This window comes from Serratia sp. TMDUHS_CL (assembly GCF_037137105.1).
Lineage (GTDB): Bacteria > Pseudomonadota > Gammaproteobacteria > Enterobacterales > Enterobacteriaceae > Serratia > Serratia nevei.
This window is the reverse complement of record NZ_JBBBDV010000005.1, coordinates 171,840-198,236: the sequence shown is the minus strand read 5'-3', so window position 1 is coordinate 198,236 and position 26,397 is coordinate 171,840. Positions and strand designations below refer to the sequence as shown.

The window sequence follows — 26,397 nt, the reverse complement described above, 5'->3', positions numbered from 1 at the left end:
TGGTCTTTTGCCCACGATTTGCGCGCTCGATCACAATAGCTGAATCGGGTTAGCTAACTGAGTTGCCAGCTCGCCTCCCTCTCGTTATCTTTCGCCTTGAAAAACCAGTTTAGCAATTTAGCAAACAATAATAACAACCCTTACCCGGATGATAGACGATGATGAAAAAACTCAGCTATTTGGCGATAACAACAGGGCTTTTCCTCTCCGCTTCCAGCGCAGCGGCATCGGGCAGCGGCGGCATCGAGGCGCGCCTCAACGCCCTGGAACAACGTCTGGCGCAGGCGGAACGGCGCGCCGCACAGGCTGAAACCCGCGCGACGGCGGCGGAACGCCGGGCGCAACAGCTGGAACAACGCACCGCCAACACCGAACGGCAAACCGCGCAGATTGCGCAGCATGCCGCTACGCCGATTGCCCCGGCCAGCGCACTGAAATTGAGCGGATTCAATGAGCTGAAGCTGTACGGCGACGTGGAGTTCAACCTGGACGGCGCCAGCCGCAGCGGCCAACTGACGTCGCTGAAAGGCAGCGACCACAAGGACTGGAAGCCCGGCAACAAAGAGCGTTGGGATATCAACGGCCGCATTCTGGTCGGGCTGGACGGCTACCGCCGCAATCAGGACGGCAACTTCTCCGGCTTCAGCGTGCAGCCGCTGGCGGACATGACCGGCAAAATGAACCTGGACGACGCCGCCTTCTTCTTCGGCAATGAAAAGAACTGGCAAACCAAAATCGGCCGCTTTGAAGCCTACGACATGTTCCCGCTGAATCAGGACACCTTCATTCAATACTCCGGCAATACCGCCAACGATTTGTACGCCGACGGCTTCGGCTATATCTACATGATGAAAGAAGGCCGCGGCCGCAGCAGCAGCGGCGGCAACCTGATGTTGAGCAAATACGCCGGTGATGTCTATTTCGAGCTGAACACGCTGGTGGAGGACGGCACTTCGCTGTTCCAGGACAGCAGCTACCACGGCAACGCCCTGGACAATAAGAAAAACGTCGCCTATTTGCGCCCGGTGATCGCCTGGAAAAAAGACGCCTTCAGCATCGCGGCGGCAATGGAAAGCAACGTGGTGAATAACGCCTACGGCTATCAGGACAGCCTGGGCCGCTTCGTCGATCAGTCCAAGCGCAACGGCTACGGCATGACGATGAGCTGGAACAACAGCGCCGCCGATCCGGACAACGGCGTGGTGGCCAACCTGAGCACCGCCTATCTGGATGCGTCAGGCGAGCAAGACTTCACCGCCGGCGTGAACGTGCTGTGGCGGCGCTTCGAACTGGGTTATATCTATGCCCATAACAATATCAAAGAGTTCAATACCGCCGGGATCGCCGCCGATATCCACAACCCGCTCAGCGAACCGGGCAACTACGACATCCACACCGTTCATGCGTCGTATCAGATACCTAACATTATGAATATGAAGAATTTCAATTTGTATTTGGGGGCCTATGTCTCGCTGCTGGAAGCCAACGCCGACAACAAGATAGCCAACGGCGACAACGACCAACGTTACGGCATGCGCGCCAGATTCAAGTATTTCTTCTGACATCGATTCACGTCGCTGCGCCGCAAACTGCGCAGCGGCATTTTTATTTAGCAAGGGGACAACATGGACATTACCGCAACCGCCAACGCGCTGTTGCCACTGCTCGGCGGTAAAGAGAATATCGCCAGCGCCGCCCACTGCGCCACGCGCCTGCGCCTGGTACTGGTGGACGACAGCAAAGTGGATAAAGAGGCCATCGGCAAACTGGACGGCGTCAAAGGCTGCTTCAGCAACGCCGGTCAGATCCAGGTGATCTTCGGCACCGGGCTGGTCAACAAGGTGCATGCGGAATTCATCAAGGCGGCGGGCGTCAGCGAATCCAGCAAGGCCGAAGCCGCCGATATTGCGGCGAAAAAGCTCAACCCGCTGCAGCGCATCGCCCGCCTGCTGTCGAACATCTTCGTGCCGATCATCCCGGCGATCGTCGCGTCCGGCCTGTTGATGGGGCTGCTCGGTATGGTGAAAACCTACGGCTGGGCCGATGCCAACAGCGCGCTGTTCATCATGCTGGATATGTTCAGCTCGGCGGCGTTCATTATCCTGCCAATTCTGATCGGCTTCACCGCCGCACGCGAATTCGGCGGCAACCCCTACCTGGGTGCCACGCTCGGCGGCATTCTGACGCATCCGGCGCTGACCAACGCCTGGGGCGTCGCCGGAGGGTTCCACACCATGAACTTCTTCGGTCTGGACATCGCCATGATCGGCTATCAGGGCACCGTGTTCCCGGTGCTGCTGACGGTGTGGTTCATGAGCGTGCTGGAAAAGCGGCTGCGCAAGGTGATCCCCAACGCGCTCGATCTGATCCTGACGCCGTTCCTGACGGTGGTCATCTCAGGCTTTGTCGCCCTGCTGTTTATCGGCCCCGCCGGCCGGGCGCTGGGCGACGGTATCTCCTTCGTGCTCAGCACGCTGATTGCCCATGCGGGGTGGTTCGCCGGGCTGCTGTTCGGCGGCCTCTATTCCGCTATCGTCATCACCGGCATTCACCACAGTTTCCATGCGGTAGAGGCCGGGTTGCTCGGCAACCCCAATATCGGCGTCAACTTCCTGCTGCCGATCTGGTCGATGGCCAACATCGCTCAGGGCGGCGCCTGCCTGGCGGTGTATTTCAAAACCCGCGACGCCAAAATCAAAGCCATCGCGGTGCCTTCGGCCTTTTCCGCCATGCTCGGCATCACCGAGGCGGCGCTGTTCGGCATCAACCTGCGCTTCGTGAAGCCTTTCCTGGCGGCGCTGGCGGGCGGCGCGCTCGGCGGCGCCTGGGTGGTGGCCAACCATGTCGGCATGAACGCGGTCGGGCTGACGGCGATCCCCGGCATGGCGATCGTGCAGGCCAGTTCGCTGGTCAGCTATATCATCGGCCTGGCAATCGCTTTTGGCAGCGCCTTCGTGCTCTCCCTGCTGCTGAAATACAACACGGACGCGCAATGATGGAAGAACTCAGCTTAATCAAACAGGCACTGCGGGCGGTCATGAACGGCCAGCCACTCGCGCTGCGCGATCCGCACCGCCCGGCCTGGCATCTGGCGCCCAGCGTTGGCTTGCTGAACGATCCTAACGGCTTTATCCAGCACAACGGCGTTTATCACCTGTTCTATCAGTGGAATCCGCTGGGCTGCGATCATCGCAACAAGTGCTGGGGACACTGGCAGTCGATCGATTTAGTGCATTGGGAACATCAGCCGCTCGCCCTGGCACCGGGCGCCTGTTACGACAGCCACGGCTGTTACTCCGGCTCGGCGGTGGTGGCGGAAGACAAAATCACGCTGATCTATACCGGCAATGTGAAATTCCCCGACGGCTCACGCACCGCTTACCAATGCCTGGCTCAGGAAAGCGATCGGGGCGAATACCGCAAACTCGGGCCGGTGCTGCCGCTGCCGGAGGGCTACAGCGGCCACGTACGCGATCCGAAAGTGTGGCGTCATCAGGATGCCTGGTACATGGTGCTCGGCGCGCGTGACTTGCAGGATCGCGGCAAGGTGTTGCTGCTGCGTTCCAGCGATCTGCGCGACTGGCAAGCGCTGGGAGAGATCGCCGGTTCCGGCCTGAACGACCTGGGCGAATTCGGCTACATGTGGGAGTGCCCGGATCTGTTCTCGCTGGACGGCGGCGACGTGTTGATCTGCTGCCCGCAGGGGCTGGCGCCGCAGCCGGAACGCTACCTCAACCGTTATCAGGCCGGCTATCTGCTCGGCAAGCTGGATTATCGGCAGGTGGCCTTCAGCCACGGCGAATTTCACGAGCTGGACGCCGGCTTCGAGTTCTACGCGCCCCAGACAACGCTGGCGGAAGATGGCCGCCGCCTGCTGTTCGCCTGGATGGGCGTGCCCGAGCAAGATGAAGAAGCCCATCCGACGCGCCGTTATGGCTGGATCCATACCATGACCTGCCCACGCGAGCTGTCGCTGCGGCATGGCCGCCTCCACCAGCGCCCGGCGCGCGAGTTGCAACAGCTGCGCGGCGAGCGAGAAGACTGGCGAGGCCGCGCCGATGACGCCCCCGCCTATGCGCTGGGCGCCGCGGAGCTGCAGCTGACGCCGCAGGGCGCGTTCAGCGCCGCCTTTGGCGACGCGATGACGCTGAGCTGGGACGGCGAGCGGCTGCAGCTGACGCGCGCCTCTCTGGCCGACGGCCGGCCGGAGCACCGTTACTGGCGCGGCCCGGTCACGCATCTGCAGCTGCTGTTCGATCGCTCCAGCGTGGAAATCTTCATCAACCACGGCGAGGCGGTGATGAGCGCGCGCTACTTCCCGGCAGGTGAACCGCAACTGCGGCTGAACGGGAGCGCAGCGCTGGCGTTGGAATACTGGCCGCTGACGCCATGCATGCTAGAATGACGCATCCTCCGATGACTTCAGATGGCGTCAGTGAAAAAAAATAAACGCATTACCATCAGTGACATCGCCACGCTGGCCGGGGTGTCGAAATCGACCGCCAGCCTGGTGCTGAACGGCCGCAGCAAGGAATACCGGGTGTCCGACGACACCCGCGATCGCATTCTGGCGCTGGCGCACGAACACCATTATCAGCCCAGCATCCACGCCCGCTCTTTGCGCTCCAACCGCAGCCACACGCTGGGGCTGGTGGTACCGGAGATGACCAACTACGGCTTTGCGGTGATCTCACGCGAGCTGGAAACGCTGTGCCGCGAAGCCGGTCTGCAGCTGTTGATCGCCTGCACCGATGAAAACCCGGCGCAGGAGATGATGGCGGTGAACAGTCTGGTGCAACGGCAGGTCGACGGCCTGATCGTCGCCTCCAGCCAGTTGAACGACGCGGAATACCAGAAGATCAACGTCGGGCTGCCGGTGGTGCAGATGGACCGCCTGATCGCCGGTTCCGAACTGCCGCTGGTGATCACCGACTCGGTTAATGCGACCGCCGAGCTGGTGGAAAAGGTCGCGCGCCAACATCCGGATGAGATCTATTTTCTCGGCGGGCAGCCGCGCATTTCACCGACCCGCGATCGGCTGGCCGGCTTCCAGCTTGGCCTGGAGCGCGCCGGCGTAACGTGCAAACCGGAATGGATCATCAACGGCAGTTACCACCCCAGCTCGGGTTACGAGATGTTCGCTCAGCTGTGCGCACAGCTGGGGCGTCCGCCCAAAGCGCTGTTCACCGCCGCCTGTGGCCTGCTGGAAGGGGTGTTGCGTTATCTGACGCAGCATCAGCTGATGGAGAGCGACATCCACCTGTGCAGCTTCGACGATCACTACCTGTTCGATTGCATGACGCTGAAGATAGACACGGTCGCGCAAGACTGCCGGGCGCTGGCGCAGCATAGCTTCGACCAGGTTACTGCGCTCATCGACGAGCGGCCGCTGGAACAGCATGCGCTTTATCTGCCGGGCCGCATCCACTGGCGCCATGCCGGTTCCCGGGCGTTGTTGGCCGGGGAGTGATATTTCTGAATCAATAAAAAAGGGCGCCTGAGCGCCCTTTATCGTTTTGCTGCCACTACTTGGCGGCGCCTTCCATGCCCACCAGCCCCACTTTCAGGTAGCCGGCTTTACGCAGGGTGTCCATCACGCTCATCAGCGTTTCATAGTCCACGCTCTTGTCCGCCTGGAAGAAGATGGTGGTTTCTTTGTTCGCCTGAGTGCGTTGATCCAGCACCGAAGTCAGCTGATCGGCATTCACCGGCTGATCGCCAACGTAGAGCTGCTTGTCGGCCTTCACCGACAGGAACACCGGTTTTTCCGGCCGCGGCTGCGGTTTGGCGGAAGAAGCCGGTAGATCGACGCGAATATCTACCGTTGCCAACGGCGCGGCCACCATAAAGATGATCAACAGCACCAACATGACGTCGATAAACGGCGTCACGTTGATTTCATGCAGTTCGCCGCTGTCGTCCAGATCTTCATTTAAGCGCATCGCCATGACTCACCCCGCCCGCAGTTGGTGTGCGTGCTGTGAGCGCTTGGCTTCCGCCGTCGCGGCCAGATCCAGATCGCGGCCCTGCAGCAGCAAGACCTGCGCCGCCACGTCGCCCACCTGGGCACGGTGGCCGCTGATGACGCGGGCGAAGATGTTGTAGATAACGACGGCAGGGATCGCCGCGACCAGGCCCAGCGCGGTCGCCAGCAGCGCCTCTGCGATGCCCGGCGCCACGACCGCCAGGTTGGTGGTCTGCGAATGGGCGATGCCGATGAAGCTGTTCATGATGCCCCACACGGTGCCGAACAGGCCGACGAACGGCGAGATGGCGCCGATGGTAGCCAGGAAACCGTTGCCGCGGCCCATGTTGCGGCTGTAGGCCGCCACGCGGCGCTCGAGGCGGAAACCGGTGCGTTCCTTGATGCCGTTGTTGTCGTTAGATTCCGCAGACAGCTCCAGCTCATTTTGCGCATCGTTCAGCAACACCGCGCTGACGCTTTCCGAGCCGAAGTTTTGCGCCAGCTCGGAGGCTTCATCCAACGAGCGCGCTTCGGCCAGCGCCAGCTGTTCGCGGCGCAGACGGCGCTTGGCGCGCAGCAGTTCGCTGCCTTTGGAGAACAGAATGGTCCAGGTCACGATCGAGGCCAGCACCAGGCCGATCATTACCGCTTTCACCACCGCGTCGGCGTGCTGGTACATGCCCCAAACGGACAGGTCCATGCCGCGGGTTTCCGGTGGCTGGATCGTTGGCGCCGGGTTCACCGGCGTGATGCTCTCCGGCGCGGCGGCTGCAGCAGGTGCAGGCGCGGTGGTCGGCGCAACGCTTTCGGTAACGGCCGGATTGGCCGCCGGCGCTGCCTGCGCACTGCCGGCCAGCCCCACGACCAGCACCATAGAAGCCATCAGGCTGCGGCCGAAGGCCTTGCCCCACTGCGCCCGGCCCTGGCCGAACGATCCTTGATTTAAATTCTTGCCAGCCGTTTTCACGCTGTGCCTCCACCCATTACCGATCAAAATTAAGGAATAATTCAGCGTGCGATCATATCAAACCAACCGGGGATTGATAGTAGTTCTCATTATTATTTACCAAATAAACGAGAAAATTTTAGCCAGCCCCGCCGCAAAGCGCCAATCCGCGCCCGTTCACCGCCAAACGCCCCTTTTATGGGGTTATTTCGTTACTTTTCTCCCACAACGGCGCAACAACGCCGCGCTGCCGAACGGCGTCTTGACCGAGGAATGGGCTTCTCTCTCGCCCCCCGGCAGAAGGATGAGGCAAGAAAGGCGCGCCCGGCAGCCAATTATAGCCGTTTCTGTATCCAGAAGTTAAAACGTCTGGATGGCTATATTAACTCATGCTAACGTAAGGGCTATCGCAAACGGGCACGTGCAGAGCAACCAGAGGTGAGCCAGGTACCATGACGTCAAAACACATCGAAACCACGCTGATCGGCGCCGGCCGTGGCAAACGCTACACCCAGGGCTCCGTCAATCCCGTCACGCAACGCGCCTCTTCTTTGGTTTTCGACTCCGTCGCCGCCAAAAAGCATGCCACCGTGCAGCGCGCCCACGGCGAGCTGTTTTACGGCCGACGCGGCACGCTGACCCACTTCGCCCTGCAGGATGCGATGGTGGAGCTGGAGGGCGGCGCCGGCTGCGTGCTGTACCCCTGCGGCGCAGCGGCGGTGGCCAATGCGATCCTGTCGTTCGTCGGCGCCGGCGATCACCTGCTGGTCACGGGTTCGGCGTACGAACCGACCCAGGATTTCTGCACCCATATCCTCGGCCGCATGAACATCAGCACCACCTATTTCGATCCGCTGATCGGCGCCGACATCGCCACGCTGATCCAACCCAATACCCGCGTGGTGTTCCTGGAATCCCCCGGCTCCATCACCCTGGAAGTGCAGGACATTCCGGCGATGGTGCAGGCCATTCGCGCCGTGGCGCCGGAGGTGGTGATCATGATCGACAATACCTGGGCGGCGGGCGTGCTGTTCAAGGCGTTGGATTTCGACATCGACATTTCGATTCAGGCCGGCACCAAATACCTGATCGGCCATTCCGATTACATGCTCGGCACCGCCGTCGCCAACGCGCGCTGTTGGGATCGGCTGCGCGAGTACTCCTACCTGATGGGGCAAATGGTGGATGCCGACACCGCCTACATGGCGAGCCGCGGCCTGCGCACCCTGAGCGTGCGCCTGAAGCAGCACGAACGCAGCAGCATCGAAGTCGCCCACTGGCTGGCAGCACGGCCGGAAGTGGCGACGGTCAATCACCCGGCCCTGCCCAGCTGCAAGGGCCACGAGTTCTACCGCCGCGACTTCAGCGGCTGCAACGGGCTGTTCTCCTTCGTGCTGAAAGAGCGGTTGGACGATGCGCAGTTGGCCGCCTACCTGGACAACTTCAGTCACTTCAGCATGGCCTACTCCTGGGGCGGCTTCGAGTCGCTGATCCTGGCCAACCAGCCGGAAGAGCTGGAAGCGATCCGTCCGGCGGGCGGCGTCGATTTCTCCGGCACGCTGGTGCGCCTGCACATCGGCCTGGAGAACGTCGAAGACCTGATCGCCGATCTGGCGGCCGGTTTCGATCGCCTCAACGGCGTGCGCTAAGGCGGATTCCGCTAATTTTCTTCGTCTCGTTTAATGTCGGCTTAAGCTATTAGCGGTACACTATCCGGGTAACTGTCAGATACGGTAACCGCCGCACCCTGGAGAACGTGACCCCGGGCGCAACCGGCATGCAACAGGACATAAAATGGATGTATTACGAGAGATTATTCATGCGCTTTGGCAGCAGGACTTTATTGCCCTCGCCGATCCAAGCGTAATTTGGGTGGTTTACGCCGTACTTTTCACCACTCTGTTTTTGGAAAACGGACTGCTGCCCGCCTCCTTCCTCCCCGGCGACAGCCTGCTGCTGCTGTCGGGTGCGCTGATCGCCAAAGGCGTGATGGGCTTTGCCCCCACCCTGCTGATTCTGACCGCCGCCGCCGGCCTCGGCTGCTGGCTGAGCTATATCCAGGGCCGCTGGCTGGGCCACACCGGCCTGGTGAAGGGCTGGTTGCTGCAGCTGCCGGCGCAATATCACCAACGCGCGCATAACCTGTTCAACCGCCACGGGCTGACGGCGCTGCTGATCGGCCGCTTCCTCGGCTTCGTGCGCACGCTGCTGCCGACCATGGCCGGCATTTCCGGGCTCAACAGCTCACGCTTCCAGGTGTTCAACTGGCTGAGCGCGGCGATCTGGGTTTGCGCGCTGGTGGGCCTCGGCTACGCTTTCAGCCAAATCCCGCTGGTGAAGCGCTACGAAAGCCAGGTGATGACCGGCCTGATGCTGCTGCCGCTGCTGCTGCTGTTCGTCGGCCTGCTGGGCGCCATGCTGGTCATTTGGCGTAAAAAGCGCGCCTCCTCCTGAGCCCGGCGCGCTACAGCGCCTTCTCGACCAACGCCAGACTGGCGGGCAACTTGCTCACCAGCGTATCCACCGCCAGCCGCACCTTCAGCGGCAGGTGAGGCGTGTGCGGCCACACCGCATGCGCTTCAAAGGCGGCGCCCGGCCGGTCGCGCAGCAAGCGCACCAGCGCCCCGCTCAACAGCTGCTCACGCACCAGCCAGCACGGCAGCCAGGCAATGCCGAACCCCGCCGTCGCCGCATCCGCAATCGCCTGCAGATCGTCCATTTGCAGCCGGTTAGTCGGCATCACTTCCTGCGGCTTGCCGTCGCTATCCAATACCAACCAGCTGCGCCGCGCACCGGCGCGCATATAGGTCACCGCCTCATGCTGCGCCAGCTGTTGGATGCTGTGCGGCTCGCCGCACCGCTGCAGATAGGCCGGCGAGGCGCACAGCGTCATGCGATGATCGCCGATGCGACGCGCCACCAGCCCGCCGCTGTTGGCCAGCGTGCCGTTGCGGATCGCCATGTCGAAGCCGTCCTCAATCAGATCCACCACCCGATCGTTGAACGACAGCTCCAGCTCCAGGCCCGGGTGCTCGCGCGTCAGCTCGGTCAACAGCGGCGCAATGCACATGCGGCCAAACAGCACCGGCATCGATACCCGCAGCCGGCCGCTGACCTGTCGCTTGCCCGACTCCAGCAGCGTTTCCGCGCTGCGGATCTCCTCCAGCGCCCGCAGGCAGCGCTCATAGAATAACGCGCCGTCGTCGGTCAGGCTCTGGCTGCGGGTGGTGCGATGAAACAGCCGCACGCCCAGCCGCTGTTCCAGCCGGGCGATGGTTTTCCCCACCGCCGAACGCGACAGGTGCAGCCGGCTGGCCGCCAACGCAAAACTGCCCGCCTCCACGGCGGTGACAAATACCGAAATGCCGCTCAATCGATCGCTCATGATTTGTCGCCCTGAAAGAAACAATCTTCGGAAATCTTATCGCCACTGGCGAACCCCCATCAACGATATTATCGACCGGTCGTTAATCGCTGACTTTGGAGAACATCATGACCGACACGATGCAACGCTGGACGATGGACGCCCTGGGGCGTGAACACCTGCGGTTGACCGCCGACGCGATCCCGCAGCCGGGGCCACACGAAATCAGAGTGAAAGTGAAAGCGGTAGCGCTCAACTACCGCGACAAGCTGATGATCGAAAACGGCATGGGGCTGACGCTGCCGCAGCCGTTCACCCCCGCCTCGGACATGGCCGGCGAGGTCGACGCTATCGGCCCCGGCGTCAGCCGTTTCCAACCCGGCGCCAGGGTCATCTCCACCTTCAGCCCCGGCTGGCTCGACGGCCGGCAAAAACCGTACGGCGATGCACGCCAGGTGCCTTACCACACCCTCGGCGGTTTCTATCAGGGCGTGCTGGCGGAATATGTGATTTTGCATGAGGATTGGCTGGTGGCGGCGCCGGCGTCGCTGGACGACGTGCAGGCCAGCACCCTGCCGTGCGCCGGGCTAACTGCCTGGTTCGCGCTGGTGGAGCAAGGCAAGCTGCATGCCGGCGAGACGGTGCTGGTGCAAGGCACCGGCGGGGTGGCGCTGTTCGCGCTGCAAATCGCCAAAGCGCACGGCGCCGAGGTGTATGTGACCTCCGGCAGCGATGAAAAGCTGGCGCGTGCCCAGGCGCTGGGCGCCAGTCACGGCATCAACCGACTGAACGGCGATTGGGTGGAAGCAATTTATGCGCTGACGCAGGATCGCGGCATCGACCATGTGATCGACACCGTCGGCGGCCCGAATCTGGGCAACTCGGTACGCACCGTGGCGGTGGGCGGCCGCATCTCGGTGATCGGCGTGCTGGCGGGCGCCGAGATTTCCGCCCCCGCCGGCCTGCTACTGCTGAAATCGGCGGAGATCCAGGGCATCGGCGTCGGCCACCGCCGCGCGCTGGAAGATCTGGTGCGCGCCGTGGACGCCGTCAACCTGCAGCCGGTGATCGACCAGGTCTACCGTTTCGATCAACTGCCGCAGGCGTTGGATCACCTCGATCGCGGGCCGTTCGGCAAGATCGTCCTGACCCCGTAAACGCGGTTCAGCCCTCCAGCAGCAGCGGGTTGGCGTCGCGCAGCCGGGCGATTTCATCGCTCGGCGTCATGCCGAACAGGCGCTTGAATTCACGGCTGAACTGCGACGCGCTCTCGTAGCCGACGCGGATCGCCGCCGTGCTGGCCTTCAGGCCGTCATGCACCATCAACAGGCGCGCCTTATGCAGCCGGTACGACTTCACGTATTGCAGCGGCGAGGTGTTGGTCACCGCCTTGAAGTTGTGGTGGAACGCCGAGACGCTCATGTTGACCTCGCTGGCCAACTGCTCGACGTTGAGGTTGTCGGCATATTGATTTTCTATGCGCCGTAACGCCTTGGCGATCTGGCTAAAGTGGGTATGGCGGTTGACCAGCTCCTGCAGCGACGCGCCGCAGGTGCCGCGCAGCACGTAGTAGAGGATTTCGCGCACGATCTGCGGCCCCAGCACCCGGGCATCGAGCGGCTTGGCCATCACGTCCAGCAGGCGTTCGGTGGCGCACAGCAGCTCTTCCGTCAGCTCGGCCAGGTTCACCCCGTTGCTCTCCGCCCGCGGTTGCATCAGGTAGTCGTCATCGCCAATGTCGATCAGCAAGTCCTGCAGCATTTGGGTATCGATATTGACCGCCAACCCAACCAGCGGCAGTTCCGGGCTGGCGAAGGTTTCGCACTCGAACGGCAGCGGCACCGTCATCAGCAGGTAGTTGCGCGGATCGTACTGGAACATCTTGTTGCCGCAATAGCCCACCTTGTGCCCCTGAAAGACGATCACGATCCCCGGCTCGTACATCACCGGTTGGCGCGGGCTGTGGCGATCGACATACAGGATCTTGACCCGCGGCACCGGTGACGGCGTGTAGCCGTTGCCGGTGGCGATAGCCATCGCCTGGCGCGCCATGCGGCTGCGCTGCGCATCGATTTCAATCACGGAAACACCCTCTTACAGTCAGAACGATTCGGCATAAATAATAATTTAAAACTCGCCATTTCTACAGTGACTTGTAGGAATAGGCAAGAACCAAACAGGAATGTGCATTGTGCGTTGCCGCCAGGTTCCTGACAATACGGGCCAGAAACCTTTGCGCCACGTTGGCGCCCGCCTGACAGAAAGAGAGAAATCACCCATGCAAAACTTCATTCTGCATACCCCAACCAAAATCCTGTTCGGCAAGGACCAAATTGCCGAAGTGGCCGGCCAGATCCCGGCGGACGCACGCATCCTGATCACCTACGGTGGCGGCAGCGTGAGGAAGAACGGCGTGCTGGATCAGGTGTACAGCGCGCTGGCCGGCCGCGACGTGCGGGAGTTCTCCGGCATCGAGCCGAACCCGACCTACGAAACGCTGATGAAAGCGGTCGAAGTGGTGAAGGCGGAAAACATCGATTTCCTGCTGGCGGTCGGCGGCGGTTCGGTGGTTGACGGCACCAAGTTCATCGCCGCCGCCGCGCGTTACACCGCCGACGGCGACGCCTGGCATATCCTGCAGACCGTCGGCAGCCACATCGCCGACGCGGTGCCGATGGGCTGCGTGCTGACGCTGCCGGCCACCGGTTCCGAATCCAACAGCGGCGCGGTGATCACCCGTAAAAGCAGCGGCGACAAGCAGCACTTCTTCTCGCCGCTGGTGCAGCCGCGCTTCGCCGTACTGGATCCGGTGGTGACCTACTCGCTGCCGCCGCGCCAGATCGCCAACGGCGTGGTCGACGCCTTCGTGCACACCCTGGAGCAGTATCTGACCTACCCGGTCGACGCCAAGGTGCAGGATCGCTTCGCCGAAGGCCTGCTGCTGACCCTGCTGGAAGACGGCCCGCGCGCGCTGGCCGAACCGGAAAACTATGGGGTGCGCGCCAACGTGATGTGGAGCGCCACCATGGCGCTGAACGGCCTGATCGGCGCCGGGGTGCCGCAGGACTGGGCGACCCACATGCTGGGCCACGAGCTGACCGCCATGCACGATCTCGACCACGCGCAAACGCTGGCCATCGTCCTGCCGGCGCTGCTGCACGAGAAGAAAGCGCAGAAGCGCGAAAAACTGCTGCAGTACGCTGACCGCGTCTGGGGCCTGCGCGAAGGCAGCGAAGACAGCCGCATCGACGGCGCCATCGCCGCCACTCGCGCCTTCTTCGAGCAGATGGGCGTACCGACCCGCATGGCGGATTATCAGCTCGACGGCAGCAGCATTCCGGCGCTGCTCGACAAGCTGCATCAGCACGGCATGACCGCCTTGGGCGAGCATCAGGACATCACCCTGGACGTCAGCCGCCGCATTTACGAAGCGGCGCGTTAATCGCAAAACGGCGATTTTTTGCTAGGCTTTAGTCTCCGCCAGCCATTTTTCGCCGCATCCGACGCCCGGCCGATCACCGGGTGCCGTCGGGCGCCTCCGCGCGCCGCCGATCGTTTCGCACCACCCGTCTTACCGCTCATTCGCAGGGAGAGCGGGGAGAAAGTCGCCCTCCCGCCACCGCTGAAATTAGGCTGGCAAACCCGGCAACCGCCCATTTTGCCAACTAGAATTTATCTATAGCCGTTTCGGTGCCGCAGGCGCCGCAATCCGTACACAAGGAGATGCGCATGACAACGCAACAACCCATCATCAAACTCCACGATGGTAATCTGATGCCGCAGTTGGGTCTCGGCGTTTGGCAGGCGAGTATTGAAGAGACCACCCGCGCGGTGAGCAAAGCGCTGGAGATCGGTTACCGCTCCATCGACACCGCCGCGATCTACAAGAACGAGGAAGGCGTCGGCGCCGCACTGCAGTCCAGTTCGCTGCCGCGCAGCGAGCTGTTCATCACCACCAAGCTGTGGAACGACGATCAGGGCGATCCACTGGCGGCGCTGGAAACCAGTTTGGAAAAACTCAGGCTGGACTATGTGGATCTGTACCTGATCCACTGGCCGCGCCCGCAGCAAGATCAATACGTCTCCGCCTGGCGCGAACTGATCAAGCTGCGCGATCAAGGCCTGGTCAAAAGCATCGGCGTATGCAACTTCCATACGCCGCACCTGCAGCGCCTGCTGGATGAAACCAACGTGGCGCCGGTCGTCAACCAGATAGAGCTGCACCCGCTGCTGCAACAGCGCCAGCTGCGCGCCTGGAACGCCACGCACCATATCGCCACCGAATCCTGGAGCCCGCTGGCGCAGGGCGGTGAAGGGGTGTTCGACCAGCCGCTGATCAAGGCACTGGCCGAGAAATACGAGAAAACCCCGGCGCAGATCGTGGTGCGCTGGCACCTGGACAGCGGCCTTATCGTGATCCCGAAATCGGTCACGCCGTCGCGCATCCGCGAAAACTTCGAGGTGTTTGATTTCAAACTCGATAAGGACGAACTGGGCGAGATCGCCAAGCTGGACGTCGGCAACCGCCTCGGGCCGGATCCGGATACCCTGTAACCCCTCCCCAAGCCCTCTCCCGTCGGAGGGGGCTTTTCCTTCCCGCGCATTGCCCCCTTACGCCGCCTGACGTTATGATGACGACGCCGGAGGCCTCGCCCGCCGGTTAACGCCGTTAAAAAAACAGACAAGCACGGAGCACCATGAAATTCTCTTTCTCACACGGGTTACGGCTGGGCATGCTTTGCGTCATGCTGGTGCTGGCGGGTTGCGCCGGCAAGAAACAGCGCGTCAGCTACGATCGCCACGCTTTCGATAGCGCCATTAAAGACGCCGCCAGCGAATACGGCGTGGACGCCAAGCTGATCACCGCCATGATCCAGGTGGAGTCCGGCTTCAACCCCGCGGCGGTGAGCAAATCCAACGCTATCGGCCTGATGCAGCTGAAAGCCGATACCGCCGGCTGCGATGCCTACCGCTACAAAGGCAAACGCGGTTGCCCGGACGCTGACGACCTGCGGGATCCCGACACCAATATCGATCTCGGCGCCGCCTACCTGGCCACCTTGCAAAAACAGCAGCTTAAAGGGATCGCGAACCCTGTTACGCTGCGCTACGCCACCATCATCGCCTACGTCAACGGCACCGGCGCGCTGCTGCGCACCTTCTCCAGCAACCGTCAGCAGGCCATCGCGATGATCAACAACCTGTCGCCGGAAGCCTTTAACTGGCACGTGCGCAAATACCATCCCGCTCCGCAGGCGCCGCGCCATTTGATGAAAGTGGAAGCCGCCTACGATAGTTTGTGATGAGCAAAAGTAAAAAGGAGAACCCCAGGGTTCTCCTTTTTGTTTGCGCACGCGGCGTGGCCGTTACGGCTTGGCTTTGCGAATCGGTTTGCGCGGCGGCCGGTTGGACGGCGTGCGCTGCCGATTGATATCGGTATGCTTGGTCAGCGCCGGCCGGGTATGGCGCTGCAGGCGTTTCGCTTCGCGCTGCTCGTCGATGCTCGGCGCCGGCACCAGACACTCGCGGCGGCTGCCGATCAGGTGCTTCAGCCCCATCTCTTCCAGCGCGGTGCGGATCAGCGCCCAGTTGGCCGGGTCGTGGTAACGCAGCAGCGCCTTATGCAGGCGACGCTGGCGATCGCCGCGCGGCACCACCACGTCTTCGCTCTTGTACCCCACCTTGCTCAGCGGGTTTTTGCCGCTGTAATACATGGTGGTGGAGTTGGCCATCGGCGAGGGATAGAAGTTCTGCACCTGATCGAGGCGGAAACGGTTCTTCTTCAGCCATAGCGCCAGGTTCACCATGTCTTCATCACGAGTGCCCGGGTGCGACGAGATGAAGTACGGGATCAGATACTGTTCTTTGCCCGCCTGCTTCGAATAGTGATCAAACAGCTGCTTGAAGCGATCGTAGCTGCCCATGCCCGGCTTCATCATCTTCGACAGCGGCCCTTCTTCGGTGTGCTCCGGCGCGATCTTCAGGTAGCCGCCGACGTGGTGGGTCGCCAGCTCCTTGATATAACGCGGATCTTCCACCGCCAGATCGTAACGAACCCCGGAAGCGATCAGGATCTTCTTGATGCCCTCCAGCGAACGCGCACGGCGATACAGTTTGATGGTCGGCTCGTGGTTGGTGTCCATGTAGGTGCAAATCTCCGGATACACGCACGAGGCGCGGCGGCAGGTCTGCTCGGCGCGCGGGTTGGTGCAGCGCAGCATATACATGTTGGCGGTCGGGCCGCCGAGATCGGAGATCACGCCGGTAAAGCCCGGCACCTTGTCGCGGATCTCTTCGATTTCGCGAACGATCGAATCTTCCGAACGGCTCTGGATGATGCGCCCTTCGTGCTCGGTGATCGAACAGAACGAGCAGCCGCCGTAGCAACCGCGCATGATGTTCACCGAGAAACGGATCATGTCATAGGCCGGAATGCGATCCTGGCCGTAGGACGGATGCGGTACGCGCTGATAAGGCAGCGCGAAGACGCTGTCCATCTCCGGCGTGGTCAGCGGGATCGCCGGCGGGTTGATCCACACGTAGCGATCGCCGTGTTTCTGCATCAGCGCACGGGCGCAGCCCGGGTTGGTTTCATGGTGCAAAATGCGCGAGGTGTGCGCATACAGCACCTTGTCGCCCTTCACTTTCTCGAAGGACGGCAGCAGCACGTAGGTCTTCTCCCACGGCTTCGGCTTGGCGGCGCGCACGGTGACAGGCTTGGCCTCCGGCTCTTTCGGCTTGGCGCCGTCGGCGCACGGCAGATCGTCGCCGTACGGGTTCGGGATAGCTTCGATACGGCCCGGCTTGTCGAGACGGGTGGAATCCACGCCGCTCCAGCCCGGCAGCGCTTCTTTGCGCATCACCGCGGTATTGCGAATATCGTGGATGTCGCCGATCTTCTCGCCTGCGGCCAGGCGATGCGCCACTTCCACCAGCGGGCGTTCGCCGTTGCCGTAGATCAGCATGTCGGCTTTGGAATCCACCAGCACCGAGCGGCGCACGGTATCAGACCAGTAATCGTAGTGGGCGATGCGGCGCAGGCTGGCTTCGATGCCGCCCAGCACGATCGGCACGTCTTTGTAGGCTTCTTTACAACGCTGGCTGTAAACCAGGGTAGCGCGATCCGGGCGTTTGCCGCCGACGTTGCCGGCGGTGTAAGCATCGTCGTGGCGCAGTTTGCGATCGGCGGTATAGCGGTTGATCATCGAGTCCATGTTGCCGGCGGTGATGCCGAAGAACAGGTTCGGTTTCCCCAACCGCATGAAATCTTCTTTGTTGCTCCAGTCCGGCTGCGCGATGATGCCGACGCGGAAGCCCTGCGCTTCCAGCATGCGGCCGATGATCGCCATGCCGAAGCTCGGGTGATCGACATAGGCGTCGCCGCTGATGATGATCACGTCGCAGCTGTCCCAGCCCAGTTGATCCATCTCTGCTCGCGACATCGGTAAAAACGGCGCGGTGCCAAAACATTCCGCCCAATAAGGCTTATAGGAAAACAGTTCACGATCGGGTTGGATCAGGCTGGTGGTGCTCATTCTGCTGCTCTTTTTACAGGTTAATTAATCGCCGGGCGGCGATTATACGCACTAGCAGCAAAAAGAGCATGGTTATTTCGCTAACCGTTCACTTCGAATTCATAAACGTCGCTGCGACACAAAATATCGCTGAACTCCAGCGCCTCGCCCTGGGCATTGCGGCTGGTCTGGGTGATGTGCAACAACGGCGCGCCGCACGGCACGTTGAGCAGCTCGGCGACCTCGTCGCTGCAGGACACCGCCTTCAGCAGAAAGTGTTTATCTTCTGGCACGATGCCGCGCGATTGCCATAACGCATACAGCGAATGTTCCAACTGCCCCGGTTCGGGCAGGAAGCGCGGCGGAATATAGGTGGTTTCCAGCGAGACCGGGCTGCCGTTCAGCAAGCGCAAACGCCGCAGTTTGATCACCTCATCCCCCTCCGCCAGCCCCAGCGCCGCCGCGGCCTTGGCTGGCGCGCCGACCCGGGTGCGCAGCAACCATCGGTTACTGACGCTGCTGCCGTGGCGCAGCGCCTGAGCGGTGAAACCGCTGTCCTTATCGAGGGAATAGCCGATGCGCATCGCCACGCGGGTGCCAACGCCCTGCTGCCGCGAAATCAGCCCCTTCTCCTCCAGCAGCTTCATCGCCTTGCTGACGGTGACACGCGACAGCCCCAGGCCTTCCGCCATCTGCCGTTCCGGCGGCAAAAACGCCTCGGCCGCCAACACCTGCTGCCTGATTGCGGTTTCTATCGCCGTCGCCAGCTGAATATAACGCGGCGCTACCGCCCCCTGCGCCAGATGGCCACGCAGCCAGGCCATAAAATCCGTCATTCGCCCGCCCTCTTACCTATGCCATTTGTCTGGATTTCGTTTTTTATCCTATCGCCGATCCGGCGATAAGCCCCTCACCTTAACTAAAATATCGCTAATGTTTTCAGAGTGGCATCACAATTTTTGCCTAATGGACTTTCATTGGATCTAGATCGCGCGTAATCTGTGCTTATTGATGTTGATACATCAATCGCACCAACACCAGGGACCCACTTTAAAAACAATAAAAAACCCGCTGCCAGCCCTAAAGGATACCCTTGATGGCCGGCAGCGGGCATATACTGTCAGCACAAACGGCCGAGAATAAGCAACGTAGCTAATGGATAGCTTGCTCACTGCTCATAGCCGCATCACAGGATCCCTTCGCGGTGGGCGAACCGGATCGATGTCGGCAAATAGAAACGTTCCCGCTTCGCCAAACCCCGCTGCAGACCCACTCTTTGACTACACTCATTGGCGCCGTGCGGCCGACGTGCCTCACCCGATCAGGCGGATACCGCCCTCATTTTGACAGACCCGGCGGTCTCAGCCGCTACACACTGCGCGGAATCGGCGTCTTCACCGACAACGGAATAGCCGGCGTCAACCGCGCCAACGGAATCGATTTTCAGTCAACTGCGGCGGCCCTCGCGGCCCTGCGCTACAGGGATCATTTGCTATGACCGATATCAATCGCAATGAAGCATGGAAGGTAGAAAGCACCGGTATCGATCGGGTGCCGGACGCGGAACAGACCGGCAAGCCCATCGAGCTGTTTTGGATCTGGTCGGCGGCCAATATCGGCATTCTCGGCGTGGTGTACGGCGCCATTATCGTCGGCTTCGGCTTATCCTTCCTGCAATCGGTACTCGCCGCGCTGCTCGGCGTCGCCAGCTTCGTGCTGGTCGGCCTCACCAGCTTCGCCGGCAAGCGCGGGCGCACCTCTACGCTGACGCTCTCACGGGTGATTTTCGGCCTGAAGGGCAACGTGGCGCCCACCCTGTTCAGTTGGATCAACCTGATGGGCTGGGAAGCGGTCAATGTGATCACCGGCACCCTGACGCTGGCGGCGCTGTTCGAGGCCTTCGGGTTGGGTAGCAGCCACCTGCTGACCGCGCTCAGCCTGCTGCTGTTCGGCGGGCTCACTGTCGTCGTCAGCCTGCTGGGGCAAAATACCGTGGTCTGGATGCAAAGCTGGTTCAGCCGCATCTTCGGCACCATGACGCTGATCGTGGTGCTCTATATCCTGTTCAACACCGAGTGGAGCCAGGTGCTGGCGCTGCCTTCCGGCAGCTGGTTGACCGGCTTCCTGCCGGCAGTATCGGTGATCGCCGCCGGCACCGGCATCAGCTGGGCGATTGCCGGCGCCGATTACAGCCGCTATCAAAGCCCGAGCTCGTCGAGCAAAAGCATTTTCGCCGCGGTAATGGGCGGCGCCTGTTTGCCGCTGATGCTGCTGATGCTGGCCGGCATCCTGCTTTCCGTGCAGCTGCCCGATCTGGCCAGCGCCGCCAACCCCATCGCGCTGATAGGCTCCGTGCTGCCCGCCTGGATGGCGATCCCTTATCTGCTGGCCGCCACCGCCGGCATCGTCACCATCGCGGTGCTCAGCCTGTATTCCGCCAGCCTTAACCTGCTGACCATCGGCGTGCAGGTCAAACAGTGGCTGGCGGTGTCGATCGACGCGGTCGTAGTGCTGGGCATCGCCCTGTATGTGCTGTTCATCTCCGGCGATTTCATGGGGCCGTTCATCTCCTTCCTGGTGTTCTGCGGCGTCTTCCTGGCGGCCTGGGAGGCGATTTTCCTGCTCGATTACCTGTGCCTGCGCCGCCGCCACGGGTATGATGGCAACGCTTTGTACGGCCTGCATGGCCAGAACCGCGGCGTGCGCAAAGCCCCGCTGTTCTGCTGGTTCCTCGGCGCCCTGTGCGGCCTGCTGGTCACCAAAACCGGTTTTATCGACGGCCCGCTGGCCAAAGGCTTGTTCGCCGATTCCAGCCTGGGGCTGTTTGTGTCGTTCGCGGTGAGTCTGATCGCTTACGGTCTGTACCTGACCCAACGCAGAGAACATCAATGAGTGAGTGGGAAGCTGTAACACCTGTCCTGGTTATTGGGGGCGCGGTCGGCGATCTGGTGATGACGCTGCCGCGCCTGCCGACCAGCGGCGAAGATATCGAAGCCCAGCCGCAGGCGCGGCAAATCGGCGGCTGCGCGTTCAACGTGGCGCGCGCGCTGGTGCGCCTCGAAACGCCGGTGATTAACGGCATGCCGGTTGGCAACGGCGAATGGGGCGCGGCTGCCGAAGCCGCCATGGGCGAGCTGGGGCTGGAGGTGCTGTTGCGCCACGGCCAGATGGACAACGGCTGGTGCCTGGCGCTGGTGGAACCGAACGGTGAACGCACCTTCATCACGGTTTCCGGCTGCGAAAGCCAATGGAATAAAGCGCAGCTGGCGACGCTGCCGCTGACGGAGCACACCCTGATCTACGCCAGCGGCTACGAGCTGGCGGGTGAAAGCGGCGAAGCGCTGCGCGAGTGGCTGACGCGCATGCCGTTCGACCAACCGCGCCTGATCGATCCCGGCCCGCGCATCGCTCAGCTCAGCGAAGATTTCTTCGCCATGCTCAGCGACAGCCACACCCTATTGACGCTCAACCGCGACGAAGTGGCCGCGCTGTGCGGCGCCGGTGACGCCGTGGAGGCCGCGCAGCGCTATGCCGCCGCCCGCAACCTGACGCTGATCTGCCGCCTGGATCGCGACGGCGCGTGGATCTGCGACGGCCGCACGCCGCCGCTGCACGTTCCCGCCTATCCGGTAGACGTGGTCGACACCATCGGCGCGGGCGATGCCCACTGCGCCGGTTTACTGACGGGCCTGTCCGCCGGCTGGCCGCTGCCGCAGGCGGTCGATCTGGCCAACCGGGTCGCCGCTTGCGTGGTGGCCAGCCTCGGGGCCGCCAATCCGCCGGACTGGCAGCAGTTGCAACAGCGCTTCCCGCAGGCCTGACGTTTCAGGGCGCAGCCAGGCTGCGCCCCCTGCCTTACTGCGCCGCCACCGCGCTCTCCTGCGGCGAGTGGCGGTAGTTGAAGCTCAACGCGAACACGATCCCCAGCACCAGCGTATACAGCGCAAACATCAGCCAGATGCTCTGCCAGTCTTTCACGCCGTCATGGCTGAAGAAGTCCACCACCTCGCCGCTGGCGAGCGCACCCAGATAGGCGCCCAACCCGTTCACCATGGTCATGAACAGCCCCTGCGCGCTGGCGCGGATGCGGTGATCGGCCTCTTTCTCGACGAAGATGGCGCCGGAGATATTAAAGAAGTCGAACGCACAGCCGTAGACGATCATCGACAGCAGCAGCAGAACGAAACCAAAGCCGACCGGCGTGCCGTACGCCAGGAACAGGAAACGCAGCGTCCAGGCCGCCATGCTGATCAGCATCACCTGCTTGATGCCGTAACGGCGCAGGAAGAAGGGAATCGTGAGGATAAAGAACACTTCGGAGATCTGCGACAGCGACAGCAGCACCGCCGGATACCGGACGCTGAGGCTGTCCTGATACAGCGGATTGAGCGACAGATCGTGCAGGAACGGGTTGCCGAAGGTATTGGTTATCTGCAGCGCCGCCCCAAGCAACATGGCGAACAGGAAAAACAGCGTCATGCGCCGCTGGCGGAACAGCACCAGCGCATCCAGCCCCAGCACGCTCACCCAGCTCTTTGACTCGGCCGCGCGGTTGGTCGGGCAGCGCGGCAGCGTCAGCGAATAGGCCGACAGCAGCAGCGACGCCGCAGAAGCCAGGTACAGCTGCAGATTGCTGAGCTCGATTTGGCTAAAGCCGACCAGCCACATCGCCAGAATGAACCCCACCGTGCCGTACACCCGCACCGGCGGAAAGTCCTTCACCGTGTCAAAGCCGTGCTTCTCGAGGCAAAAATAGGAAATGGCGTTGGAGAGCGCGATGGTCGGCATATAGACCATGGCGTTGAACAGCATCACCCAGAACATCAGCATCGGTTGCTCGACCTGCGCCGCGCAGTACAGCGCCAGCGCCCCGAGCAGGTGGCAAAGCGCATACAGAGAGTTGGCCTTCATCCACCGATCGGCAATGATGCCCGCCAGCCCCGGCATGATCAGCGCAGCGATGCCTTTGGCGCTGTAAACCATCCCCACCTGCATGCCGCTGAAATGCAGCGTGTTGATCATGTAGGAGCCCAGCGTCACCAGCCAGGCACCCCAGATAAAGAACTGCAGGAAAATCATGACTTTCAATCGTGTTTTTATCGCCATCGCCATCACCTTGTTATTATGCTTTCAACGATGATTGATGCGGCAGGCCCCCTGCAGCCCGCCGCCGGTTTGCTTGCGCTATTACAGCGTTTTGAACAGCTCGCGGATCAGGCGCATGAAATCGTCCGCCGCCAGCGCCGCGCAGCTGAGCGTTTGTTCATGGGAGAGCGGCGTATCCGACAGCCCTTCGGCGTAGTTGGTCATCGCGGATACCACCAGCACCTTGAGGCCGCAGTGGCGCGCCGTCAGGACTTCCGGCACGATCGACATCCCCACCACGTCGCAGCCCAGGGTCTGCATCATGCGGATCTCCGCCGGCGTTTCGAAATTCGGCCCGGTGTAGGCGGCGAATACCCCTTCCGCCAGCGGGATGCCCGCGCTTTCGGCCACCGCCGCCAGCTGGGCGCGCAGATCGCGATCGTAGGCGTTTGCCAGGCTAAAGAAGCGCGGCCCGAAGCGCTCGTCGTTAACGCCGACCAGCGGCGATTCCGGCATGAAGTTGATGTGATCGGTAATGGCCACCAGGCTGCCCGGCGCCACCGAGCGGCGCAGCGAACCGGCGGCGTTGGTCGCCAGCAGGAATTCGCAGCCCAGCAGTTTGAAGGTGCGCACTGCGGTGGTCATCACCTGCATGCCGCGCCCTTCATAGAAATGACCGCGCCCTTTCATGCACAATACCGGTACGCCCTCCAGCTTGCCGGCGACCAGCTGCCCGGCATGGCCGGCGACGCCGCTCACCGGAAAGCCCGGCAGCTCCGCGTAGTCGATGGTGACGGTTTCGGTCATCACCTCCGCCAGGGCGCCGAGCCCGGAGCCGAGAATCAAGGCCGCTTTCGGCTGGAAATCCGGCAGGCGTGCGCGGACGACATCGGCGCAGGTAAAAGCATCTTCTTGATTAAACATCGTATTCTCTCTTTCAGCGGGGGATAATAATCCCCATAGTAGAGAGCGAGGCTCAGCCGAGACCAATACATTCTTGGCGGCCGATTTATTCCATTTACCTATAAGTTGAGCTGCGTCACAAGGAGACGATATCCCGGATGAATCAGCCCCATGCCCTGCCCGATCCCGGCCGGATTAACTTCCGCCTGCTGCACTATTTCCGCGTGGTGGCGGAAGAGATGAACTTCACCCAGGCGGCTCGGCGGCTGAATATGTCACAGCCGCCGCTCAGCAAGCACATCAAGGAGTTGGAGAGCCAGCTCGGCGTGGTGCTGTTCAAACGCACCACCCGCTCCATGACGCTGACGCCGGCCGGCCGCACGCTGCTGCGCAACGTCGAGCGTCTGCTGGATCAGGCCGACAGCGCGCTGCATCAGGTGCAACAGATGGGGCGCGGCGAAGGCGGCCACATGGTGGTCGGCATGGTCGGCACCTCGGCCTGGGGCGGCCTGATCGCGGCGCTGCGGCGGTTCAGCGAGCAAAGCGCCGGCGTCACCTGGTCGTTGAACGAGCTGACGCCCAGCCAGCAAATCGCCGCGCTGCAAAAGCGGCATATCGATATCGGGGTCTGGCGAGAGGCGCAGCAGCAGACGCTGCCGGGGTTGACCTGCCAACGGTTGGCAAGCGAAAGCATCGCCGTGGTGCTGCCGCTCGATCATCCGCTGGCGCAGCAGGAAAACATCCCGCTGGCGGCGCTGCAGAACGATAGCTTCATCGTGCTGCCGCCGCATGAGGCCAGCCTGGGGCTGTATCTGCACAATCTGTGTCTGCAGCAGGGATTCTTGCCGGACGTCGCTTATCAGGTCAACGAGCCGCAAACCCTGCTGGCGCTGGTGGCGGAAGGCTGCGGCATTACGCTGCTGCCGGACAGCTACGGCCGCATTCCGTGGCCCGGCGTCCGCTTTTGCTCGCTGCAACAGGCGCCGCCGGCGGATCTGTATGCGGTTTACCGCGCCGACAGCGTCACACCGGTGGTGCAGGCCTTTCTGGAGATGCTGCGGGCGCCGTAAGCGGCCCGCAGCGCAGATTACATCGTCGGCTGCACCATCAGCTGGCCGGCGGTGCCGCGATCGGCCATTTCCAGCGTCTGGCTGTAATACAGGAACGGGAAGTGTTCGGAGGTAGGTTGGTTGAAATACACCAGCAGCTCGACGTCGCCATCGACCCAGACGGTGTCCTTCCAGCCACGATCTTCCGCCATCGGCTGCGCGCCGTTGACGCGTTTGATCAGGAACTGCACGCCCTGAATATGGAACGACTGCGGCGTATCCGCATGAATGTTCCAGCGTTCCCAGGTGCCTTGCTGCGCCTGCACGTCGATGCGGTTCATGTCCCAAATCGCGCCGTTGATGCCAACGCCGCCGTCGCCCAGGCGGAAATCGCGGGTGCGGCTGGCGCTGCCGTCCAACAGCTGATCCGCCAGCAGGCGCATCGGCAGGTTGTCGGTCACCAGCGGCAGCAGGCCGGTCGGGCGCAGCGTCAGCACCTGGGTGGACACCAGAATGCTCGACGGCTCGAACAGGCCGCGCAGGCGATCCATGATGCCCGCCGCTTCACCGGCGGTGATGGTCACCTCGTCGCCCTTCGACATATCGATCAGCACTTCCCGGCGTTCGCCCGGCGCCAGCGACAGCTGCTGCACCGCGACCGGCGCGGGCAGGAAGCCCTGATCGCTGGCGATCACGTTGAATGGGCGCCCGTCGCTGAGCTGCAGAGTATAGCGGCGCGCGTTAGAGGCGTTGAGCAGGCGCAAACGCACCCAGCCGCGCGACACCTCGACATACGGGTTTTGCACGCCGTTGACCAACAGCGTATCGCCGACGAAGCCGCCCTGCGACGGCGCATCGTATTGCGGCGTGCCGAAGTTATCGAAGCGCTTGTCCTGAATGATCAGCGGGAAATCGTCGACGCCGTAGTGGTTGGGCAGCGGCAGCGCTTTGCTGACGGCATCTTCCACCAGCCACAGCCCGGCCAGCCCGTTGTAAACGTGCGGCGCCATGCGGTTCGGCGTGTTGGCGTGGTACCAGCAGGTGGCTGCCGCCTGACGAATAGGCAGCACCGGCGACCAGTCGACGTTCGGCGACATCATGCGCGGCGCGCCGCCCATCAGCGTGCCCGGCACCTGCAACCCGCTGACGGTCATCGCCACCGGCTCCTGCAGGCGGTTGCTGTAGATCAGCTTGACGTCGTCGCCGCTGTAAACCCGCACCGTCGGCCCCAAATACATGCCGTTGACGCCCCACACCGCCGCTTTGCGGTTATCCATAAACGCCCAGTGGGCGCGCTGCAGGGTCAGGAACAGCGGCTGACCGCGGCGAGACTCCAGCAGCGGCGGAATGGGTAATGGGGTCTGCGTTCCGCTCGCCTCTGCCCTCAGCGGCACGGCGCTCGCGCACAGCGCCAGGCCCGATGCCTGTAAAAACTGACGTCGACTGAGTGACATATTTTCTCCATGAAAAGCAATAACTAAACCGTGTGCAAAACCCAAACGCCCGCCAATCAAGATTAGCAGGCGCTCAGGCGTTAACGGCGCTGAACGCCAATTAAAAACGTATTCTTT

Annotated in this window: 22 protein-coding genes; 13 read left to right on the top strand and 9 right to left on the bottom strand. The window is 62.3% G+C overall.

The window, feature by feature from the left end; translation table 11 throughout:
- Positions 1–161: 161 nt before the first annotated feature.
- From WCL58_RS12330 to WCL58_RS12315, 4 genes are all read left to right on the top strand, one after another.
- Entirely contained in the window at positions 162–1,562 is a 1,401-nt protein-coding gene (locus WCL58_RS12330; protein ID WP_336851246.1) for a carbohydrate porin, read from the top strand.
- A gap of 63 nt (positions 1,563–1,625) precedes the next feature.
- The gene (locus WCL58_RS12325; protein ID WP_049198446.1) at positions 1,626–2,996 is read left to right on the top strand and encodes a sucrose-specific PTS transporter subunit IIBC; all 1,371 of its coding nucleotides are present in this window, start codon (positions 1,626–1,628) and stop codon (positions 2,994–2,996) included.
- On the top strand, positions 2,996–4,405 hold the full coding sequence (locus WCL58_RS12320; RefSeq protein WP_336851245.1) for a sucrose-6-phosphate hydrolase: 1,410 nt from the start codon (positions 2,996–2,998) through the stop codon (positions 4,403–4,405). Before WCL58_RS12325 ends, WCL58_RS12320 begins: the two co-directional genes overlap by 1 nt.
- Before the next feature lie 21 nt (positions 4,406–4,426).
- Positions 4,427–5,470, top strand: coding sequence for a substrate-binding domain-containing protein (locus WCL58_RS12315; RefSeq protein ID WP_187321766.1), 1,044 nt, complete (start codon positions 4,427–4,429; stop codon positions 5,468–5,470).
- 55 nt (positions 5,471–5,525) lie between these two features.
- On the opposite strand, the gene exbD is transcribed toward WCL58_RS12315, so the two are convergent.
- Positions 5,526–5,948 (bottom strand): TonB system transport protein ExbD, encoded by a 423-nt coding sequence (gene exbD / locus WCL58_RS12310; protein ID WP_004937307.1) that lies wholly within the window; start codon positions 5,946–5,948, stop codon positions 5,526–5,528.
- A 3-nt stretch (positions 5,949–5,951) separates the two neighbouring features.
- A complete protein-coding gene (gene exbB, locus WCL58_RS12305; protein ID WP_072265379.1) occupies positions 5,952–6,932 on the bottom strand; it encodes a tol-pal system-associated acyl-CoA thioesterase in 981 nt (326 codons plus the stop codon).
- A gap of 431 nt (positions 6,933–7,363) precedes the next feature.
- On the opposite strand from exbB, the gene metC reads away from it, so the two are divergent.
- Together metC and WCL58_RS12295 are read left to right on the top strand one after the other, a co-directional pair.
- On the top strand, positions 7,364–8,560 hold the full coding sequence (gene metC / locus WCL58_RS12300) for a cystathionine beta-lyase (protein ID WP_193158408.1): 1,197 nt from the start codon (positions 7,364–7,366) through the stop codon (positions 8,558–8,560).
- A gap of 145 nt (positions 8,561–8,705) precedes the next feature.
- Positions 8,706–9,365, top strand: coding sequence for a DedA family protein (locus WCL58_RS12295; protein ID WP_038879412.1), 660 nt, complete (start codon positions 8,706–8,708; stop codon positions 9,363–9,365).
- Between the two features lie 10 nt (positions 9,366–9,375).
- On the opposite strand, the gene WCL58_RS12290 is transcribed toward WCL58_RS12295, so the two are convergent.
- Positions 9,376–10,296, bottom strand: a complete 921-nt coding sequence (locus tag WCL58_RS12290) for a LysR family transcriptional regulator (protein ID WP_336851213.1) — start codon at positions 10,294–10,296, stop codon at positions 9,376–9,378.
- 107 nt (positions 10,297–10,403) lie between these two features.
- Here WCL58_RS12290 and WCL58_RS12285 point away from each other — a divergent pair, with 107 nt between their 5' ends.
- Positions 10,404–11,432, top strand: a complete 1,029-nt coding sequence (locus WCL58_RS12285; RefSeq protein WP_336851211.1) for a zinc-dependent alcohol dehydrogenase family protein — start codon at positions 10,404–10,406, stop codon at positions 11,430–11,432.
- A gap of 7 nt (positions 11,433–11,439) precedes the next feature.
- Here WCL58_RS12285 and WCL58_RS12280 read toward each other — a convergent pair whose 3' ends face one another.
- The gene (locus WCL58_RS12280) at positions 11,440–12,327 is read right to left on the bottom strand and encodes an AraC family transcriptional regulator (RefSeq protein ID WP_194243114.1); all 888 of its coding nucleotides are present in this window, start codon (positions 12,325–12,327) and stop codon (positions 11,440–11,442) included.
- A 226-nt stretch (positions 12,328–12,553) separates the two neighbouring features.
- Between WCL58_RS12280 and yqhD the strand changes: the two genes are divergently transcribed.
- The 3 genes from yqhD to WCL58_RS12265 all read left to right on the top strand — a co-directional run bounded on the left by yqhD (position 12,554) and on the right by WCL58_RS12265 (position 15,578).
- A complete protein-coding gene (gene yqhD / locus WCL58_RS12275) occupies positions 12,554–13,717 on the top strand; it encodes an alcohol dehydrogenase (RefSeq protein WP_193158410.1) in 1,164 nt (387 codons plus the stop codon).
- Positions 13,718–14,004: 287 nt separating this feature from the next.
- Positions 14,005–14,829, top strand: a complete 825-nt coding sequence (gene dkgA, locus WCL58_RS12270; RefSeq protein ID WP_060424784.1) for a 2,5-didehydrogluconate reductase DkgA — start codon at positions 14,005–14,007, stop codon at positions 14,827–14,829.
- A gap of 143 nt (positions 14,830–14,972) precedes the next feature.
- A complete protein-coding gene (locus tag WCL58_RS12265; protein ID WP_336851209.1) occupies positions 14,973–15,578 on the top strand; it encodes a transglycosylase SLT domain-containing protein in 606 nt (201 codons plus the stop codon).
- Positions 15,579–15,641: 63 nt separating this feature from the next.
- Here the strand turns inward: WCL58_RS12265 and WCL58_RS12260 are convergent, their stop codons facing one another.
- Both WCL58_RS12260 and WCL58_RS12255 read right to left on the bottom strand, forming a co-directional pair.
- Positions 15,642–17,810 carry a YgiQ family radical SAM protein gene (locus tag WCL58_RS12260; RefSeq protein ID WP_060424780.1) on the bottom strand — a complete coding sequence of 723 codons (2,169 nt, stop codon included), beginning with the start codon at positions 17,808–17,810 and terminating at the stop codon, positions 15,642–15,644.
- A gap of 80 nt (positions 17,811–17,890) precedes the next feature.
- Positions 17,891–18,625, bottom strand: coding sequence for a GntR family transcriptional regulator (locus WCL58_RS12255; RefSeq protein ID WP_060424777.1), 735 nt, complete (start codon positions 18,623–18,625; stop codon positions 17,891–17,893).
- A gap of 658 nt (positions 18,626–19,283) precedes the next feature.
- On the opposite strand from WCL58_RS12255, the gene WCL58_RS12250 reads away from it, so the two are divergent.
- Together WCL58_RS12250 and WCL58_RS12245 are read left to right on the top strand one after the other, a co-directional pair.
- Positions 19,284–20,681: a purine-cytosine permease family protein gene (locus WCL58_RS12250; protein WP_100395895.1), complete on the top strand. Its 1,398-nt coding sequence runs from the start codon at positions 19,284–19,286 to the stop codon at positions 20,679–20,681.
- Positions 20,678–21,610 carry a PfkB family carbohydrate kinase gene (locus WCL58_RS12245; protein ID WP_100395894.1) on the top strand — a complete coding sequence of 311 codons (933 nt, stop codon included), beginning with the start codon at positions 20,678–20,680 and terminating at the stop codon, positions 21,608–21,610. The genes WCL58_RS12250 and WCL58_RS12245 overlap by 4 nt, the downstream gene beginning before the upstream one ends.
- A gap of 34 nt (positions 21,611–21,644) precedes the next feature.
- Here the strand turns inward: WCL58_RS12245 and WCL58_RS12240 are convergent, their stop codons facing one another.
- Together WCL58_RS12240 and xapA are read right to left on the bottom strand one after the other, a co-directional pair.
- Positions 21,645–22,895 (bottom strand): nucleoside permease, encoded by a 1,251-nt coding sequence (locus WCL58_RS12240; protein ID WP_100396073.1) that lies wholly within the window; start codon positions 22,893–22,895, stop codon positions 21,645–21,647.
- Between the two features lie 81 nt (positions 22,896–22,976).
- The gene (xapA, locus tag WCL58_RS12235; protein ID WP_060441014.1) at positions 22,977–23,798 is read right to left on the bottom strand and encodes a xanthosine phosphorylase; all 822 of its coding nucleotides are present in this window, start codon (positions 23,796–23,798) and stop codon (positions 22,977–22,979) included.
- Positions 23,799–23,935: 137 nt separating this feature from the next.
- Here xapA and WCL58_RS12230 point away from each other — a divergent pair, with 137 nt between their 5' ends.
- Positions 23,936–24,847, top strand: a complete 912-nt coding sequence (locus WCL58_RS12230; RefSeq protein ID WP_049198459.1) for a LysR family transcriptional regulator — start codon at positions 23,936–23,938, stop codon at positions 24,845–24,847.
- A gap of 17 nt (positions 24,848–24,864) precedes the next feature.
- Here the strand turns inward: WCL58_RS12230 and ftsP are convergent, their stop codons facing one another.
- Positions 24,865–26,280 carry a cell division protein FtsP gene (gene ftsP, locus WCL58_RS12225; RefSeq protein WP_049198460.1) on the bottom strand — a complete coding sequence of 472 codons (1,416 nt, stop codon included), beginning with the start codon at positions 26,278–26,280 and terminating at the stop codon, positions 24,865–24,867.
- Positions 26,281–26,397 lie beyond the last annotated feature (117 nt).

Coding starts and splice junctions, on each gene's coding strand:
- WCL58_RS12330 (WP_336851246.1), top strand. CDS start 162: ATGAAAAAACTCAGCTATTTGGCGATAACAACAGGGCTTTTCCTCTCC.
- WCL58_RS12325 (WP_049198446.1), top strand. CDS start 1,626: ATGGACATTACCGCAACCGCCAACGCGCTGTTGCCACTGCTCGGCGGT.
- WCL58_RS12320 (WP_336851245.1), top strand. CDS start 2,996: ATGGAAGAACTCAGCTTAATCAAACAGGCACTGCGGGCGGTCATGAAC.
- WCL58_RS12315 (WP_187321766.1), top strand. CDS start 4,427: ATGGCGTCAGTGAAAAAAAATAAACGCATTACCATCAGTGACATCGCC.
- exbD (WP_004937307.1), bottom strand. CDS start 5,948: ATGGCGATGCGCTTAAATGAAGATCTGGACGACAGCGGCGAACTGCAT.
- metC (WP_193158408.1), top strand. CDS start 7,364: ATGACGTCAAAACACATCGAAACCACGCTGATCGGCGCCGGCCGTGGC.
- WCL58_RS12295 (WP_038879412.1), top strand. CDS start 8,706: ATGGATGTATTACGAGAGATTATTCATGCGCTTTGGCAGCAGGACTTT.
- WCL58_RS12290 (WP_336851213.1), bottom strand. CDS start 10,296: ATGAGCGATCGATTGAGCGGCATTTCGGTATTTGTCACCGCCGTGGAG.
- WCL58_RS12285 (WP_336851211.1), top strand. CDS start 10,404: ATGACCGACACGATGCAACGCTGGACGATGGACGCCCTGGGGCGTGAA.
- WCL58_RS12280 (WP_194243114.1), bottom strand. CDS start 12,327: ATGGCGCGCCAGGCGATGGCTATCGCCACCGGCAACGGCTACACGCCG.
- yqhD (WP_193158410.1), top strand. CDS start 12,554: ATGCAAAACTTCATTCTGCATACCCCAACCAAAATCCTGTTCGGCAAG.
- dkgA (WP_060424784.1), top strand. CDS start 14,005: ATGACAACGCAACAACCCATCATCAAACTCCACGATGGTAATCTGATG.
- WCL58_RS12265 (WP_336851209.1), top strand. CDS start 14,973: ATGAAATTCTCTTTCTCACACGGGTTACGGCTGGGCATGCTTTGCGTC.
- WCL58_RS12260 (WP_060424780.1), bottom strand. CDS start 17,810: ATGAGCACCACCAGCCTGATCCAACCCGATCGTGAACTGTTTTCCTAT.
- WCL58_RS12255 (WP_060424777.1), bottom strand. CDS start 18,625: ATGACGGATTTTATGGCCTGGCTGCGTGGCCATCTGGCGCAGGGGGCG.
- WCL58_RS12250 (WP_100395895.1), top strand. CDS start 19,284: ATGACCGATATCAATCGCAATGAAGCATGGAAGGTAGAAAGCACCGGT.
- WCL58_RS12245 (WP_100395894.1), top strand. CDS start 20,678: ATGAGTGAGTGGGAAGCTGTAACACCTGTCCTGGTTATTGGGGGCGCG.
- WCL58_RS12240 (WP_100396073.1), bottom strand. CDS start 22,895: ATGGCGATAAAAACACGATTGAAAGTCATGATTTTCCTGCAGTTCTTT.
- xapA (WP_060441014.1), bottom strand. CDS start 23,798: ATGTTTAATCAAGAAGATGCTTTTACCTGCGCCGATGTCGTCCGCGCA.
- WCL58_RS12230 (WP_049198459.1), top strand. CDS start 23,936: ATGAATCAGCCCCATGCCCTGCCCGATCCCGGCCGGATTAACTTCCGC.
- ftsP (WP_049198460.1), bottom strand. CDS start 26,280: ATGTCACTCAGTCGACGTCAGTTTTTACAGGCATCGGGCCTGGCGCTG.